The following is a 15,366-nucleotide window of genomic DNA, read 5'->3' as shown; positions in this document are numbered from 1 at the left end:
CTCGCCTCCTCAAATTTATTAGCAGCCTTCTATCTCCATTATCTGCCTTACCCTGTTTTCATGCCTTCCGCCCTCGAATTCAGTGGCCAGCCAGGCGTCTACTATCTCAAGTGCAAGACCCTTTCCTACAACTCTTTCGCCAAGCGAAAGCATGTTCGCGTCATTGTGGGCCCTCGACATTTTCGCCGAGAACGTATCTGAAACGACGGCGCACCTTATTCCCTTCACCTTGTTTGCAGCCATGGATATGCCTATTCCTGTGCCGCAGCATATTATGCCTTTGTCTACCTCTCCGGAAGATACAGCCACCGCTGCAGCCTTGCCGAATGCAGGATAATCCACAGACTTGTCGCTGTCAGTTCCAAAATCAACAACCTCATAGCCCTTTTGCAGAAGATAGCCCTTTATCTCCTCTTTAAGGCAAAAACCACCATGATCACTTGCAACTGCTATTTTCAAGAAATTCACCTCCAAGATTAAACCTTGTATATTATACTACATTATAGTGACAGTTTAATATTTTTTTTGCGTATGGCTAAATTTTTTTAAATAGCAAATCAACCAGCTTCTCAACCAGGTATTTTATTTCCGCAGCCGTATCCCTGTAGATATTTATATCCCCTCCGTAGGGATCCATAACGTCAAGTTCAGCAATTCCCAGAAATTCTTTGAGCGTAAATATGTTCTTGCTGTCGCTCTCCAGGCTTAGCAGTATGTCCCTATGAGATCGACTCATCGTAAGAACTATGTCCGCCGACTCGAGGGCTTCCTTTCTTATGCGCGCACTCCTATGGCCGGATATGTCTATTCCATATTCCCTCATGGCAAGTACTGCATTTTCCGAGGCAGCAAGCCCGTCAGCAGTCATCACTCCGGCTGAAGCAACAGCTATGTCAAGTCCCATTCTTTGTGACATGTCATTAACAAAGCCTTCAGCCATAGGGCTTCTGCAGGTGTTGCCGGTGCATACAAAAAGTAACCTCATGACTAATCCTCCTGTATTTCTATAAACCTGTAGCCGGCCGACTTGACAAGCCTGTTCATAACGGCGGCTCCAAGCCCCTTTTCCTCAAGACTCTCTGAATATACAACGTGAACACCGCGCTTGTCCATCTCTATTAATATGCTGAAAATGTTCCTGGCAGCATCTGCACTGTCGTAGCCAAGCTCGAGCTTTACGGGCGCATCATAGTACTTGGAGTTCTGACTTGTACATATTACACCGCATACAATGCCTTTTTTTGCATTGTCCTCAACAAGCCTGTTTATAATTCTGGCCGCCTCTTCTCCACTGCCTTTTACAACGTACACCTGCGCATCAGGCGAATAGTGGGTGTATTTCATGCCTGGCGCGAGCGGGGCAGCTCCAGTATCAGCGCTCTTTATAGCCGGATCTGTTTCCACTCGGCCAACCACAGCTTCAAGCTCCTCCGATGATAATCCGCCCGGCCTTAGAATCACAGGTACATCACCCCTTAGATCTATAACCGTAGATTCAACTCCCACCTTGCAGTCGCCGCCTAGTATTATTCCATCGACCCTGCCATCCATCTGCTCTGCCACATGCTCTCCCCTTGTAGGCGATGGCCTTCCCGATATGTTGGCAGAGGGCGCGGCTATTGGGACCCCGGATTCTCTTATCAGCCCGAGTGCTATCGGATGTGCCGGCATCCTTACGGCCACCGTGTCAAGACCCCCGGTAGTCGCATACGGAACGGTTTTTTTCTTTGAAAATATCAGCGTTACAGGACCCGGCCAGAATCTCTCCATTACAAGCCTTGCCTTCTCGCCTACGCTGTCTGTAAGCATGTCAAGCTGGGCAATGTCGCATATGTGAACTATCAGAGGATTGTCCGAGGGCCTTCCCTTGGCCCTGTATATCTTCTCGGCAGCCTGCTCGTCGAGAGCGTTAGCTCCCAGCCCATACACCGTTTCTGTCGGGAATATAACTGTGCCTCCATCGCGTATAATGCCTGCATATTTTTTCAGGAGCTCAATATCTATGTTCTCCGGATCCATTTTGCTTATAAGAGTCTTTTTCATGATTCCACCTCGCATTTTTGAATGCCTAAAATCAAAGAGAGCCCTTACGAGCTCTCCCGAGTACTTATTATTCAACCATCTGCATCTTTTCAGCCTGGTCTGTAGTTATGAGCGCATCCAGTATCTCGTCTATGTCCCCGTCAAGGAACGAGTCGAGCCTGTATATTGTAAGGTTTATCCTGTGATCGCTTATCCTGCCCTGAGGATAGTTGTAGGTTCTTATCCTCTCTGACCTGTCTCCAGTGCCTACCTGACTCTTTCTGGACTGGGCTATTTCCTTGTTTTGCTTCTCAAGCTCAATCTCATAAAGCTTGGCCTTAAGTATCTTTAGGGCCTTCTCCTTGTTCTTGAGCTGCGACTTCTCGTCCTGCATCGACACCACTATGCCTGTAGGGAGGTGCGTCATCCTTACGGCCGAATCGGTAGTGTTTACAGACTGTCCGCCATTGCCCGAAGATCTGAACACGTCGATCTTCAGGTCATTTTGGTTAACTTCAATTTCCACGTCGTCAACCTCGGGAAGCACAGCCACAGTAGCGGTAGAAGTGTGTATCCTTCCATTCGATTCAGTGTCAGGAATTCTCTGAACCCTGTGAACGCCCGACTCGTACTTGAGCCTTGAATAGGCGCCTTTTCCCTTTATCATGAATATTACTTCCTTGTAGCCACCTACGCCGGTCGAGTTTGCCGACATGAGCTCCGTCTTCCAGTTTCTCTTCTCGGCATACATTGAGTACATCCTGAAAAGGTTGCCTGCAAACAGAGCGGCCTCGTCTCCGCCTGCGCCTGCTCGTATCTCGACTATTACGTTCTTTTCGTCGTTAGGGTCCTTCGGCAGGAGCAGTATCTTAAGCTCGTCCTTTATCCCTTCTATCCTATCCTCAAGCTCGTCAAGCTCCATCTTGGCAAGGTCCCTGAGCTCCTCGTCAGATGACTCCTGTATTATCTCCTTTGAATCCTTTATACCTGCGATAGTATTCTTGTAGTCCCTGTATTTCATGACTATAGGCTCCACTTCGGCGTGCTCCTTCATGAGCTTTTGCCAAAGTGACTGGTCATTAATAACCTCGGGATCAGATATTTTATTTGTTATGTCTTCATATTTATCTTCTAGAAATTCCAGCTTGTCAAACATCTATTTCCACCTTCCTAATTACTCTATGATCGATATGGATAACTCTTCGTGCTATTTTTTACCATTTTTCCAGCAAAAGTATTATATCACAGTTTCCTGCCTATTACAACTCTTTCTATGCCTGCAAGGTCGCTTAATATGCGCAACTCGCCAAAACCTCCGCAGGCCTCCATTATCCGATTTACATCCCCGGCCTGGTCGTGCCCGACCTCGTAAGCAAGGTATCCTCCGGGCTTTAGAAATGCCAGACTCTCCTTTGTAATCCTTCTGTAAAATTCAAGGCCGTCCGTTCCTCCATCCAGCGCAGTAAGCGGCTCATAGCCCCTCACCTGCAAATGGAGCTCTTCAATGTCTTTCTTCCTTATATACGGCGGATTCGAGACGATTATGTCAAACATTATTCCGGAGTCTTCGAGCGCCAATAGGATGTCAGATTCCATGAACTCAATGCTCTCCTCAACCCCGTTAATTTTTGCATTAGTGCGCCCTATATCCAGGGCCGCCTTGGATATGTCCAGGCTGTATACGAATGCCCCCTTTACATACTTCGCCAGAGAAACGCTTATGGCCCCCGAGCCGCAGCCTATGTCGGCTATCACCGGCTTTTCAAATCCGCCCGCGAGCCTTATGACCTCTTCAACGAGGATCTCCGTGTCCGGCCTCGGTATAAGCACGCCTTCACTCACATAAAAATCAAGTCCCATAAATTCCTGGCTTCCTGTTATATACTGAAGAGGCCTTCCGTTGCCTCGTTCGCACACCATTCCCCAAAACTCAGACTCGGCTTTTTCTTCAACCTCATCTTCAATATGCGTGATTACATAGAGCCTGTCCTTTCCGAGCGCCTTTGATAGCAGAAGTTGGGCATCGAGCAGCGCAGTTTCAGACATGTCCGCTATTTTTTTCACTGCGTTTTCCAGCAGCTGCTTAACCTTCACAGGCTTCACCCTCCACGGAAGTCTCATTTGCCGCCTTCTTTTCTTCGACTACGGCTTTTAGCGCCGCTATCGCAACCTCAAGCTGCGAATTGTCCGGCTCCCTTGTTGTTATCTTCTGCAGCATAAGCCCCGGCCACATTAGAGGCTTTAGAAGAGGTGTATCACTTTTGGCCGCCAGCCTTATTATCTCGTAGGATATGCCTGCAACCACCGGCAGCAGAGCAAGCCTGTAAAGCACCCTCATAAATGGGTTCGGCCATCCGAACAGCGAGAACATGAGCATAGATATTATCAGCACAACAAACATGAAGTTAGTTCCGCACCTTGTGTGTATCCTGGTAAAGCCTGCTGCATTCTCGGGCGTCAGCTCAAGCCCGTTTTCATAGCAGTGTATAGTCTTGTGCTCAGCTCCATGGTACTGGTATACCCTTTTTATGTCAGAGTTGAACGATATGAGATATACGTACGCGACAAACAATCCTACCCTTGCAATCCCTTCAACAAGGTTTAGGGCTATTACGTTGTCTGTAATCCCATTTATTAAGCCCCCTATGAATGTCGGCAGGAGTATGAACAGCACCACAGTCAGCATTATGGATATTGCAACCGAGATGTATATTGCAACTTCAGAAGCCTTGTCCCCGAAAACCTTGTCAAAAAACTTGTCTAGCGCCCCCTTCTTTTCCTCCTCCTCATCTTCAAAGAAGTCGGCAGAAAAATTCAGAGCTTTCACGCCTTCCACCATTGATTCTATAAGCACAAAAGCGCCTCTTGCAAAAGGCATCTTGTCTATGCCCTTGCTCTTTATCCAGCTTGAAAGCACCTTTTCCTGGAGCTCTATATCGCCGTCTGACTTTCTTACGGCTACCGCCAGCCTGTCCTCATTCTTCATCATTACGCCTTCTATAACAGCCTGACCGCCTACATTACATTTTTTCATCCACTCAGCTCCTAGATTTTCAACTCGTTTAAACACACTACTTATTATTATATCAAATCGGCAATTAAAAATGAGACAAAAATCAAAAAACTCCGCGTAGCAGCGAAGTTTTTTGATTTGAAAATTATTCTTTCATTATAATATATAGATGTTGCTTGAACTCATCTAAGGGGCATATACCCGTTGGACATATCTATGCCCAGGCCGACAAGACCTCCCGAGACTATCACAGCCAGCATGAGTACCAGCATAGCCCTGTCTTTTTCACCCTTTTGCATGTTGATGTATATAGCGTATGCAAAAATGGCTGTGATACTTCCTACCACTGCGCACATATACGAGAGCAGTCCGAAGTTATCAATATACCATTTTATAAGGTAGTGGAACACGACGAATCTGGGACCCAAAGCCTCGTCCATGTAGAATTTCATAAACTATCCCTTTCTTTCATAATAAAGAAAGACAATGTGCACTCATAGTGTGTCATGCCAGTGTAATTAAAGCGTGCTGCTCTCTTCCCTATTTTTCATGATCATTGATGTTATTACAGCTCCTACAGCAGCTGGCAGCACCCATGCAAAGCCTGCTCCCGAAAGAGGAAGCATCTTTATGAATCTTGATATGAATTCAGTGTTGACACCCATAGCCGACACTCCGTCTATAAGGCTTACAACAAGCGCTCCGTATACAGCTCCTGTATACGCCTTCTTGTTTTTTATGAGGTTGTCGAAAAGGCTCATTAGTATAAGTACTATTGCAACCGGATATACAGTAACAAGCAGCGGAACCGCGAACTTGACAATATTTTCAACTCCCACGTTGGCAAATACGGCACTGAATATTACAGTTCCTATTACTATCATCTTGTATGAAAGCTTGCCGTTTGTAAGCTCCTCAAAATAGTTGCCCACAGTCGCAGTAAGACCTATCGATGTTGTAAGGCATGCAAGCGATACCGCAAGAGCTATGCCTATAGTGCCCCAGTTTCCAAGCACGTTTTGAGTTATTGCAACTATAAGGTCTGTTCTTGCCATGTCCTGAGGGAAAACTCCGCTTGCTGTGGATCCAAGGTAAAGCAGTCCGCCATATACAAGCGCAAGGCCTATACCCGCAACAACGCCGGCCTTCATTGCCACACTTATCTGCTCTTTCTTGTCATCATAGCCCTTTTGAGCAAGAGAAAGCATCATTATGCCCCCAAATACTATTGAAGCCAGGGCGTCCATCGTCTGGTAGCCTTCAGTGAAACCCTTCGAGAACGGATTTGCCACGCCTGTGCTCACAGGTGCTCCCACAGGGTCTACTATGCCTTTTATTATTATAGCAAATATTATAACCAAAAGCGCAGGCGTAAGTATTTTTCCTATGCTGTCAACTATGCCAGACGGCTTTATTACAAAGAAAAGAGTTATTGCGAAATATATCACTGATACTATTATCGGGCTGAATTCAGGGAACATTGGCTTTATGCCCATTTCATAAACTGTAGCACCCGTTCTTGGTATCGCAAGCAGCGGTCCTATTGCCAGTATTATTATTGTTCCTAGTATCTTGCTGAACGTCGGATTAACCTTGCTTGCAAGGTCGTCTATAGTTCCACCCGCCTTTGAAACTGCAAGCACTCCTAGTATAGGCATTCCTATGCCTGTAAGAAAAAATCCTATGGCGCAAGCCAGCCACTTGTCTCCCGATGCAAGCCCTAGAGCCGGCGGGAATATTAGGTTGCCCGCACCAAAAAACATTGCAAACAGGGCAAGTCCAAGTACAAAAAAGTCCTTAGTTTGGTTCTTCTTCATTGCTAATACCTCCTGATGTCTGATGTGAACTTTGTAGTGATGAGTCCGTGGAAACGTTTACTTGAAGATCATGAGTCCTATGTAGTGTTTAATACATTTCCACCTGTTAAGCTTTGTTTCTGGATGAGTGCACTCTGAAGCTCAATTTGAATACTATTGTGATTTTTCAAACAAATCAAATTGCTGGTTCATTATAGCACACTTTTTTTTGCAGTTGAACCGCTTACGTTTTAGTCATAATAATAAAAAAAATTCGAATTTTTTCAAATTATCGACAATTGGAAAATGCATATCATAAACATTTAATTGCGCTGGCAAAAAATAAAAAGAGAGCCGTTTAAGCTCTCTTTGAGTTCTGTTCTTATAGGTTGTATTTCTTATTGAATCTCTCGACTCTTCCGCCTTTTTCTACAGCCTTGCTCTTTCCTGTATAGAAAGGATGGCATTCAGAGCAAATCTCCACTTTTATTTCATCGTTTGTTGAACCTGCTTGAAAAGTGTTGCCACAAGCACAGTGAACATTTACAACTTTGAAATCTGGATGTATATCTTTTTTCATCAGTATCACCTCTTCCTTAAATTTCTCTTTCCTATGTTATTTCCCTCTAGGAAAATATATGGTCGATATTCAACTTCTTTATTCTAGCACAATAAGTTCTTAACTTCAAGTTTTTTTTGCCTTTTAAACTGTCTTGTTTATCTGATCCACAAACTCCTTGTTGTCCCTTGTCTTAACAAGCGCATTGACCACCTTTTCAGTGACCTCCTGTGAAGCCCCGTTGCTCATGGCCCTTCTTATTTTCCATACGGCTGCCAGCTCCTCCTGGGAAAGCAGAAGCTCCTCCCTCCTTGTGCCCGACTTATATATGTCTATGGCAGGGAATATCCTCTTTTCGGCCAGCTTTCTGTCCAGGTGTATCTCCATATTTCCTGTGCCCTTGAACTCCTCGAATATCACATCATCCATTCTCGAACCCGTCTCCACAAGCGCTGTGGCAAGTATTGTGAGCGAGCCCCCTTCTCTGAGGTTCCTTGCTGCTCCAAAGAATCGCTTCGGCCCGTGGAGAGCCCCCGGATCAAGTCCTCCCGAAAGCGTCCTTCCGGTTGGTGGTATAGTCAGGTTGTAGGCTCTTGCAAGCCTTGTTATGCTGTCCAGGAGTATCACCACATCCTTGCCATGCTCAACAAGCCTTTTCGCCCTGCTTAGCACCATCTCCGCCACCTTTATGTGGTGCGACGGAAGCTCGTCGAAGGTTGAATATATTACTTCCCCGTCTATGGACTCTTGCATGTCGGTTACCTCTTCAGGCCTCTCGTCTACAAGCAGCACTATCAGGTGGATTTCGGGATAGTTGCTTGCAAGGCTGTTTGCGACACTCTTTAGAAGAGTAGTCTTTCCCGCCTTAGGCGGAGCCACTATAAGACCCCTTTGACCTTTACCCAGAGGCGCTATAAGGTCTATCAGCCTTGTTGCAAGCTGCGACGACTTGTTCTCGAGCGTTATCCTGCTTTGCGGATATATCGGCGTCAGCTTGTCGAATGACGGCCTTCTCACGGCTGTTTCCGGATTCTCATCATTTATTTTCTTAACATAAAGCAGCGCCCTGAACTTCTCGCCGCTCTTTGGAGGCCTTGTTATACCAGTAATTCTATCTCCAGTCTTCATGTTGAATCTTCTTATCTGGGATGGTGATATGTAAATATCGTGTGTTGTGGAAAGGTAATTCGAGCCCCGCAAAAATCCATATCCGTCCGGCAGTATCTCGAGGACTCCTTCAGCAGTGTCTTCCACGACAATTACAGCTTCTTCTGCAGGAGCTTCCAATTCCTGCTTTTCAATAATCCCTTCCTTAACAGGCCCTACTTCAGCGCCCTGCACCACTACAGCATAGCCTGTTATTTCATCGATTGCCGCATCCTCAACATCCGTAGCCTCAGCGCCCACTTCCTGCAGGTGTATTTCTTCCTCGTCATTTATTTCCTCTGCCGCTAGTATCATGTCTATGATTTCTTCTTTTTTATATTTGGCAATCGACTTTATGCCGAGCTTCTTTGCAATCTCCTTAAGGTCGGAAAGCTTCTTGCCTACAAGTTCATCTCTGTCCAAAACTGCACCTCCAAAATCTATAAATCAAAAAATATAAAATATATAAAGTATAAAATATACAACTAAATGAATCCACGTAAAATCCAAAATGAAACAAGGCAGTCAAATATGCCGGCGCCATAATTAGTATCTATGTATAGTGTTATTTGGGTATATGCAAGGTCATAATACAGGAATTCAACCAGAGGAGGATGTATTAAGAATTGATATTTGAATTGCACTTCACAGGAAGTCTAAACTTTGTTCAAACAGTTGCACAGCGCTATAGCAATCATCATGAGCATGGCGTTTTTCAAGCCGGGCACGCCTTTAATCCAAGGCGTATCCGGCTGATAGAATATCCATTTGAAAAATAAGCAGCTTATTTTGAGTATCCAGGCTTCTTCTCAAGCCTGTGTATGGCATCAATGAATCTTATTGTGCCCGTAGCGCTTCTCATTACTACCGACTGCGTCCTCGCGCTGTCTCCGTAGAATTTAACTCCCTTGAGCAGGCTGCCATCAGATATCCCAGTAGCCGCAAAATAAACCTCATTTCCGGCAGCCAGATCGTCTATTGTAAGCAGCTTTTCAACGTTAAGCCCCATGGTGTAGCATCTTGCGCTCTCTTCCTCAGTGTATGGCATTAGCCTTCCCTGAAAATCTCCGCCAAGGCATTTTATTGCAGCTGCGGATATGACTCCTTCTGGAGCGCCGCCTATGCACATCATCAGGTCTATGCCTGTTTCCTCAAAGCATGTTGCTATTGCGGCCTCTATGTCTCCAGAATCAAAAAGCCTCACCCTGCAGCCCATGCTTCTGCATTCGCTTATTACGCCAAGGCTTCTTTCCCTGTCTATAGTTGTAACCGTCATGTCTTCAATTGATTTGCCCAGAGCCTGAGCCAGCCTCTTGACGTTCTCCTTCACAGGGAGATCAAGCTGGACAAGACCCTTCCCCTTTGGACCAACAGCTATCTTGTCCATGTACATATCGGGAGCATTTAGCAGTGTTCCTCTTGGCCCCATTGCGACAACAGAAATCGAGCCCGGGAGTCCTTTTGCAACGCAGCTAGTACCGTCAACAGGGTCTACAGCGATGTCCACCTCGAGGCTGCCTTCCCTTCTCATTCCTATCTCTTCGCCGATATAGAGCATAGGAGCCTCGTCGAGTTCTCCCTCTCCTATTACAACTACTCCGCTTATGTCTATGCTCTCGAACATAGCTCTCATCCTGTCGACAGCAGCCTGGTCGGCCAGATTCTTGTCTCCCTTACCAAAATGTTTTGCTGCTCCAAGCGCTGCAGCTTCAGTTACTCTGACAAGGTTTATCCCAAGATTTCTATCCAAGATTATCACTCCCAATACTTATCTATTGTCAAGCATTCATGCAAATGGCTCTTGATTTTCCGCAGTTTTTCAAAACGCACTCCAATATTATAGCAGATATTCCATATTGAGATATACAATTTCTTTATGCAGGCCTCATCTTTTATTAAAATTATTATTTTTGCGCAGCTTTTTCCCAGTCGGAGAGGAATTTTTCTATGCCTGTGTCAGTAAGCGGATGCCTCAGCATGTTCTTGAATACGCCGTATGGCACAGTTGCTATGTGAGAGCCGGCAAGAGCGGCCTCAATTACGTGCTGCGGATGTCTTATGCTTGCGGCTATAACCTGAGTATCTATGCCGTAAGTGTCGAATATCCTGACTATATCCTCTATGACGTCCATGCCCCTATTGCCTACGTCGTCAAGCCTTCCAACGAACGGGCTCACAAAGCTGGCTCCTGCTTTGGCCGCAAGGAGCGCCTGATTTGCCGAGAACACTAGCGTAACATTTATCCTTATACCCTCTTTAGAAAGCACCTTTACAGCCTTTAGTCCCTCGTCAGTCATAGGCACTTTGATAACCACGTTGCTGTGTATTTTGGAAAGCTCCCTGGCTTCCTCTATCATCCCTTCGGCCTTCAGCGATATGACCTCTGCCGAAACAGGTCCGTCAACTATAGAGGTTATCTCCTTTATGACCTCCTGAAAATCTCTGCCTTCCTTTGCCACAAGCGACGGATTTGTAGTCACTCCGTCAAGAACCCCCCACGAGTTGACTTCCCTTATCTCGTCCACATTTGCAGTATCGATGAAAAATATCATTTGCTTATCCCCCCACGAATTATCTTTTTATATTTTTGTTATATCTATAATTATATACCCAAATTCTCATCCTATGCCAAAAAAACCGCCAAATGGCGGTTTTTTATTTGTAGCGCCTCATTGAGGAATTCCCGAGCAGCAATTAGTATGTTCCTATGTCATTTAGATATTTGTCCTTTGCAAGGTTGTAGCTGTATATTATGTCGACCGTCTTTTCTTCAACGTCTGCAAGCCTCTCCTGCGCCGCTATGACCTCCACTATAGTGCCTGCAAAATCCGAAAGCCCTGCTGATTTTATGCCCGAGGTTTCAAACGAGTAGCCTTCGTCATAACGCAGCTGTGCTATGGCAAGCGACTCTCTCGCATCCTCCACTATGCCCTGTGTATACTCGAGCATCTGCGTAGCGCTTACAAGACTTTCGTATGACTGTCTTATCTGGGCCCCCGTGTCCACCTGCCCTTTTTCAAGCTCGGCCTGCGCCTTTTCAAGCTTCACTAGTGCCTCCTTGTACTGGTATGTGTTTTCAGGGTAGGGCCCCTTTGTCAGCTCGAAATTGAGCTTGTCTACGATGTACTGTGCCATGAGCTTTTGCATCTCCAGCCTCTTTTCAAGTCCCTGGGCGAGTCCCTCATTCAGATCCGCCTGTAGCGGCTCTGTTGAAAAGTTCTCTGTGAGGCTAAGCTTTGTGTCCATGTCTATGTTCATGACCCTTTTGAGCTCTATCTCAGCGTTCCTCCTGTCCATCTGAGCCTTTGTGTATGCTGCTCCAAAGAGATTCAGCTGCACCCTCGAGAGCAGCATGTCGTCCTTTGCCTTCATGCCCTCCTCGTATGACGCCTTGGCCATGTCATACTGGCTTCTGGCCCTCTCCAGGGCCAGCCTCTTTATCTCCTCTATCCTGCTGGCCTTGAGGACGTCATAATACCTTTTTCTTGTGAGCAGAGCCACGTTTTTTCTTGCTATTTTGTAGCCCGAGCCTGTGACGCTCTCCTGCAGCTGCGCCATGGTCGTAAGGAGCTTTGTGGATGAACTCATGGAGAGATATCTCGACGCCGTTATGTCCAGCTTGTCCTTTATCGAATCGTTGACATCTTCAATGCCAAGCTCCAGCTTTACGTCTCCCGATTCAATTGCATCTCTGGCGGGATTTATCACGTTTTTTTCAAGTCCGGCCTTGTCAAGCCCCGCAAACTCAGGATGCTCCTTTAAAAGACCTGCTACTGCTTCGTTGCTTCCTGCGATGTCGCCAAGCTTAACTCCTTCAGGCAGCTTGCCCGCAAGCTGCTCGAGAGCCCCGACGCTTTCGGAGGCGTCGCTGAGCCTGCTTTTCCCGTCGCTTAGCTTTTTCTCGGCCCTTTCAGCCATCTCCCTTGAGAGAGCTGTCGATTTTGTGTCTACAGCTATTGATTTCAGGTCCATGTTGTTTTGCATGGCCAGCTCTATTGCTCCTTCAACGTCTATGCTCAGCACCGTTTCCTGTGTTGCAACCTCATCCTGACCACTTGCATAGACTGCGGCGCCGCAGCTTGAAGCCGCCATAATTGCCGCCATGGCAAGACAGCTTATCTTCATTTTTATATTCATACAAACACCCCCGCTTCTATTCAAATGAATCTACTATGTCGTTTTGCAGCTTTACGAGCAGCCTGTTCAGCAGCTCCTTCTCCTCATTGTCTATCCCTGCCGTCATCCTCCTGCTGAACTCTATGTGGCCATCCTTTACGCTTTCAAATAAGTCGCGTCCCTTTTGCGAAAGAATTGCCTTGGTCGACCTCTTGTCTGACGGATTCAGCATTTTTTCTACGAGACCTTCCTTCATCATGCGCTCTATGAGCCCTGTCATGTTGGCTCTGGACACAAGCAGTTTCCTGCCTATCTCGCTAAAGGCCATGCCCTCAGGCTCCTGATAGAGCAGCAGCAGCACCAGGAACTTGGGCTCTGAAATCGAATGCTTATGAAAAAGCTCGTCATACACCGCCCTCATTATAGCGGTAGTCTTTATAAGATTGACTATTGTCTTGCCAGACATGTCCTCTACAAAATCATATGTCTCCAAAAAACCGGAAAGCTCCTTTTTATTCATGCCCTACCTCCATCGCCGCCTGCTCTGACGGCTTTCTTTTTTTTATGTGGCCAGTCCTTTTCGAAACATAATAACCCGCCGCGCCCCAAAACAGGCCGAATGCAAGGAGCGACAAGAGCTCCACTGTAAACTGATTAAGCGGCGCGTTTTTTATGAGCACGTCCCTTATGGGCGATACTGCATAAATCGCCGGCCAGACAGCTCCAACAACTGCTTTCAGCGCAGGATCAATCTGCTCAAGCGGCCAAACGTAACCGGCCGTCAGGAAAGTCGGCATCGAGAGCATCATGCACAGCTGAGTGGCCCTGAGCGCATCCCCGAACGAGAAGGCTATTATTGCGGCCACTCCGCTCAGCGCCAGGAGCATCAAAAACACATACAGCGAAGCCGTTGCTATGCTGCCCGTAAAATCCATACCCAAAGCATGCCTGCCCAGCAGCATGCACACAGAGTATACGAGGGCTCCAAGCAGAGAGAATCCTGCGGCGTTGAATGATATCCTGCCCCTATCCAGGAGCTTTGGAGTCAGCGCCGACATGAAAAGCTGCTGCACCAGTATAACTATGAAGCCTGGCATCATGTACATCTTGTACGTCAGCTTGGGGTCGTAAAGGTTCCGCGACTCTATGTTTATTATTTTAGCCAGGTTTAGCGCCGTATCAGGCGTGAAGCCCCTGGCCTCCATGGCCTTTATGCTCGCTCCGGCGCTTATTGTCGAGATTATCTCGGTTGCCTTGGATTGCGCGTTGTTTGCCACCGCAATATTTGAGCCGTCGACTATTACGGCTGCCGTTGGCGATTTGAGCGCTTTGACGTTTTTTTCAAAATCAGCTGGTATATAAAGCCCTATATGGGCCTTTTTCGAATCCAGCATCGACTTGAGCTCTGCCGGCGAATCAGCATAGCCTGCAAGCTCGTACTTTTCGCTCCTTTCGAACTGCGAGACTATCATCCTTGAAAGCTGCGAATTGTCGTTGTCGCTCACTGCAAAGGGTATTGAGTTGTAGTAGTCATTAAGATATATGCCGCCAAAGAGCAGCGTGAAAAATATGGGCCCTGCCGTTAGTATTGCAATGCTCCGCTTTGTCGTGTCGATTTCCAGCTTGCCCGATATGCCCTGGGGCCTTTTAAGCGCAAACACGAGGGCTGCTGCAAGCACCGCGCACGCGACCAGCAGCAAATACAGCATGTCCGAGTGGAGGCTCTGCGATTCGCCCTTTATCATCATATCCCGAAGGCTCTCGGCGTACCTTGTGTACGGTATGAACCTGCCGGCCGTTTCGTACGCATGCGGCATTGCCCCAAGCGGCCATGTGTAGCCTGATAGCATTGTGTTGGGAAGAAAAAGCACAGCAGCAGCCTGAGCGCAAGTGAGGCTATTTTTGACTACGCACGATATTGCCACCCCCATCGCCGATACGCACAGGGCGAACGCAGCTGAGAGCACCACTATGGCTGCAGCGCTTCCTCGCAGCGGCACCCCGAATACAATTGCCAGCATCGCTATGTTAATAGCAAGAGCTGAAAAGCCAAGCGCCCAAAAATAGCCTATTCGGGTGAGCACCCGCCTTGGGCCTTCCTTATCGCTTCTCCTGCTGGCGGCAGCAGCCATTGCAAGGCCCGACTGGAGTATGCCTGCCATAATCCCCGGCATGAGAAACGACTTGTAGTCCCTCAGCTCGTTGTAGAGCAGCCTGCTTTTCATGTCCACCGCAAGCGCAGTGTGAAGCGCTTGCTGCGAATTCAGCGAAAGCTTCGCCTGCAGAAGTTGCATGAGCGCTCCCGCCTTGACGCTCATTAGTATCTCGAACGCCTTTATCTTAGCCGCAGACGCCATTGCAAGCCTGCTGGCGTCTATTACAGTAAGCACCGTAGTCTGCTTTTGGCTTTTTATGTCCCTCTCAAAGCCTTCGGGAATAACAAGCCCGAAATTGGCATCACCTTTTTCGATGAGCTCCTCAATCTCGTAGGGACTCGAAGCATAATATCTGATGTCGAATGTCTCGGAATCGTCGAAATATCCCGCTATCTTTCTTGCAAGAGCACTGTTGTCACCCAGGTATACGGCAGTTGGAATCTCCTTTATCGTCCTGTCCTGGAACATGACGCACAGCGCCGCTGTGACTATGAGCGGTATCAGCAGGACCATCACAAAGTCCATGTACCTTCTTTTTAGCCATTCCACACTTGCGCA

Annotated in this window: 15 protein-coding genes; all 15 read right to left on the bottom strand. The window is 47.2% G+C overall.

Going from position 1 to position 15,366, the window contains the following annotated elements:
- Positions 1-18: 18 nt before the first annotated feature.
- The 15 genes from rpiB to GT589_RS07070 all read right to left on the bottom strand — a co-directional run bounded on the left by rpiB (position 19) and on the right by GT589_RS07070 (position 15,357).
- Positions 19-459: a ribose 5-phosphate isomerase B gene (gene rpiB / locus GT589_RS07140; RefSeq protein WP_293398002.1), complete on the bottom strand. Its 441-nt coding sequence runs from the start codon at positions 457-459 to the stop codon at positions 19-21.
- Between the two features lie 76 nt (positions 460-535).
- On the bottom strand, positions 536-985 hold the full coding sequence (locus GT589_RS07135; protein WP_293398001.1) for a low molecular weight protein arginine phosphatase: 450 nt from the start codon (positions 983-985) through the stop codon (positions 536-538).
- Positions 986-987: 2 nt separating this feature from the next.
- Positions 988-2,043, bottom strand: a complete 1,056-nt coding sequence (locus GT589_RS07130; RefSeq protein ID WP_293398000.1) for an L-threonylcarbamoyladenylate synthase — start codon at positions 2,041-2,043, stop codon at positions 988-990.
- A gap of 67 nt (positions 2,044-2,110) precedes the next feature.
- A complete protein-coding gene (prfA, locus tag GT589_RS07125) occupies positions 2,111-3,178 on the bottom strand; it encodes a peptide chain release factor 1 (RefSeq protein WP_293397999.1) in 1,068 nt (355 codons plus the stop codon).
- Between the two features lie 86 nt (positions 3,179-3,264).
- Complete coding sequence (gene prmC, locus GT589_RS07120; RefSeq protein WP_293397998.1) at positions 3,265-4,143, bottom strand: peptide chain release factor N(5)-glutamine methyltransferase; 879 nt, start codon at positions 4,141-4,143, stop codon at positions 3,265-3,267.
- Positions 4,106-5,056 carry a DUF1385 domain-containing protein gene (locus GT589_RS07115; protein WP_293397997.1) on the bottom strand — a complete coding sequence of 317 codons (951 nt, stop codon included), beginning with the start codon at positions 5,054-5,056 and terminating at the stop codon, positions 4,106-4,108. The genes prmC and GT589_RS07115 overlap by 38 nt, the downstream gene beginning before the upstream one ends.
- 161 nt (positions 5,057-5,217) lie before the next feature.
- Positions 5,218-5,487 (bottom strand): hypothetical protein, encoded by a 270-nt coding sequence (locus tag GT589_RS07110; RefSeq protein ID WP_293397996.1) that lies wholly within the window; start codon positions 5,485-5,487, stop codon positions 5,218-5,220.
- Between the two features lie 66 nt (positions 5,488-5,553).
- Entirely contained in the window at positions 5,554-6,852 is a 1,299-nt protein-coding gene (gene brnQ / locus GT589_RS07105; protein ID WP_293397995.1) for a branched-chain amino acid transport system II carrier protein, read from the bottom strand.
- Positions 6,853-7,213: 361 nt separating this feature from the next.
- Complete coding sequence (gene rpmE, locus GT589_RS07100) at positions 7,214-7,411, bottom strand: 50S ribosomal protein L31 (RefSeq protein WP_293397994.1); 198 nt, start codon at positions 7,409-7,411, stop codon at positions 7,214-7,216.
- Between the two features lie 123 nt (positions 7,412-7,534).
- Positions 7,535-8,959 (bottom strand): transcription termination factor Rho, encoded by a 1,425-nt coding sequence (rho, locus tag GT589_RS07095; protein ID WP_293397993.1) that lies wholly within the window; start codon positions 8,957-8,959, stop codon positions 7,535-7,537.
- A 361-nt stretch (positions 8,960-9,320) separates the two neighbouring features.
- Entirely contained in the window at positions 9,321-10,286 is a 966-nt protein-coding gene (glpX, locus tag GT589_RS07090) for a class II fructose-bisphosphatase (RefSeq protein WP_293397992.1), read from the bottom strand.
- A 154-nt stretch (positions 10,287-10,440) separates the two neighbouring features.
- Positions 10,441-11,088, bottom strand: coding sequence for a fructose-6-phosphate aldolase (fsa, locus tag GT589_RS07085; RefSeq protein ID WP_293397991.1), 648 nt, complete (start codon positions 11,086-11,088; stop codon positions 10,441-10,443).
- Positions 11,089-11,230: 142 nt separating this feature from the next.
- Complete coding sequence (locus GT589_RS07080; protein ID WP_293397990.1) at positions 11,231-12,673, bottom strand: TolC family protein; 1,443 nt, start codon at positions 12,671-12,673, stop codon at positions 11,231-11,233.
- A 16-nt stretch (positions 12,674-12,689) separates the two neighbouring features.
- Complete coding sequence (locus GT589_RS07075) at positions 12,690-13,172, bottom strand: MarR family winged helix-turn-helix transcriptional regulator (protein WP_293397989.1); 483 nt, start codon at positions 13,170-13,172, stop codon at positions 12,690-12,692.
- On the bottom strand, positions 13,165-15,357 hold the full coding sequence (locus GT589_RS07070; RefSeq protein ID WP_293397988.1) for an ABC transporter permease: 2,193 nt from the start codon (positions 15,355-15,357) through the stop codon (positions 13,165-13,167). Before GT589_RS07070 ends, GT589_RS07075 begins: the two co-directional genes overlap by 8 nt.
- Positions 15,358-15,366: the final 9 nt, after the last annotated feature.

Source organism: Peptoclostridium sp., assembly GCF_009881055.1.
In the GTDB taxonomy this organism is placed as follows: Bacteria; Bacillota; Clostridia; order Peptostreptococcales; family Peptostreptococcaceae; genus Peptoclostridium_A.
This window is presented reverse-complemented; position numbering and strand designations above follow the sequence as displayed.

Excerpts from the sequence above, each read along its gene's own strand:
- GT589_RS07135 (WP_293398001.1), bottom strand. The coding sequence starts at position 985 with ATGAGGTTACTTTTTGTATGCACCGGCAACACCTGCAGAAGCCCTATG.
- GT589_RS07130 (WP_293398000.1), bottom strand. The coding sequence starts at position 2,043 with ATGAAAAAGACTCTTATAAGCAAAATGGATCCGGAGAACATAGATATT.
- prfA (WP_293397999.1), bottom strand. The coding sequence starts at position 3,178 with ATGTTTGACAAGCTGGAATTTCTAGAAGATAAATATGAAGACATAACA.
- prmC (WP_293397998.1), bottom strand. The coding sequence starts at position 4,143 with ATGAGACTTCCGTGGAGGGTGAAGCCTGTGAAGGTTAAGCAGCTGCTG.
- GT589_RS07115 (WP_293397997.1), bottom strand. The coding sequence starts at position 5,056 with ATGAAAAAATGTAATGTAGGCGGTCAGGCTGTTATAGAAGGCGTAATG.
- GT589_RS07110 (WP_293397996.1), bottom strand. The coding sequence starts at position 5,487 with ATGAAATTCTACATGGACGAGGCTTTGGGTCCCAGATTCGTCGTGTTC.
- brnQ (WP_293397995.1), bottom strand. The coding sequence starts at position 6,852 with ATGAAGAAGAACCAAACTAAGGACTTTTTTGTACTTGGACTTGCCCTG.
- rpmE (WP_293397994.1), bottom strand. The coding sequence starts at position 7,411 with ATGAAAAAAGATATACATCCAGATTTCAAAGTTGTAAATGTTCACTGT.
- fsa (WP_293397991.1), bottom strand. The coding sequence starts at position 11,088 with ATGATATTTTTCATCGATACTGCAAATGTGGACGAGATAAGGGAAGTC.
- GT589_RS07080 (WP_293397990.1), bottom strand. The coding sequence starts at position 12,673 with ATGAATATAAAAATGAAGATAAGCTGTCTTGCCATGGCGGCAATTATG.
- GT589_RS07075 (WP_293397989.1), bottom strand. The coding sequence starts at position 13,172 with ATGAATAAAAAGGAGCTTTCCGGTTTTTTGGAGACATATGATTTTGTA.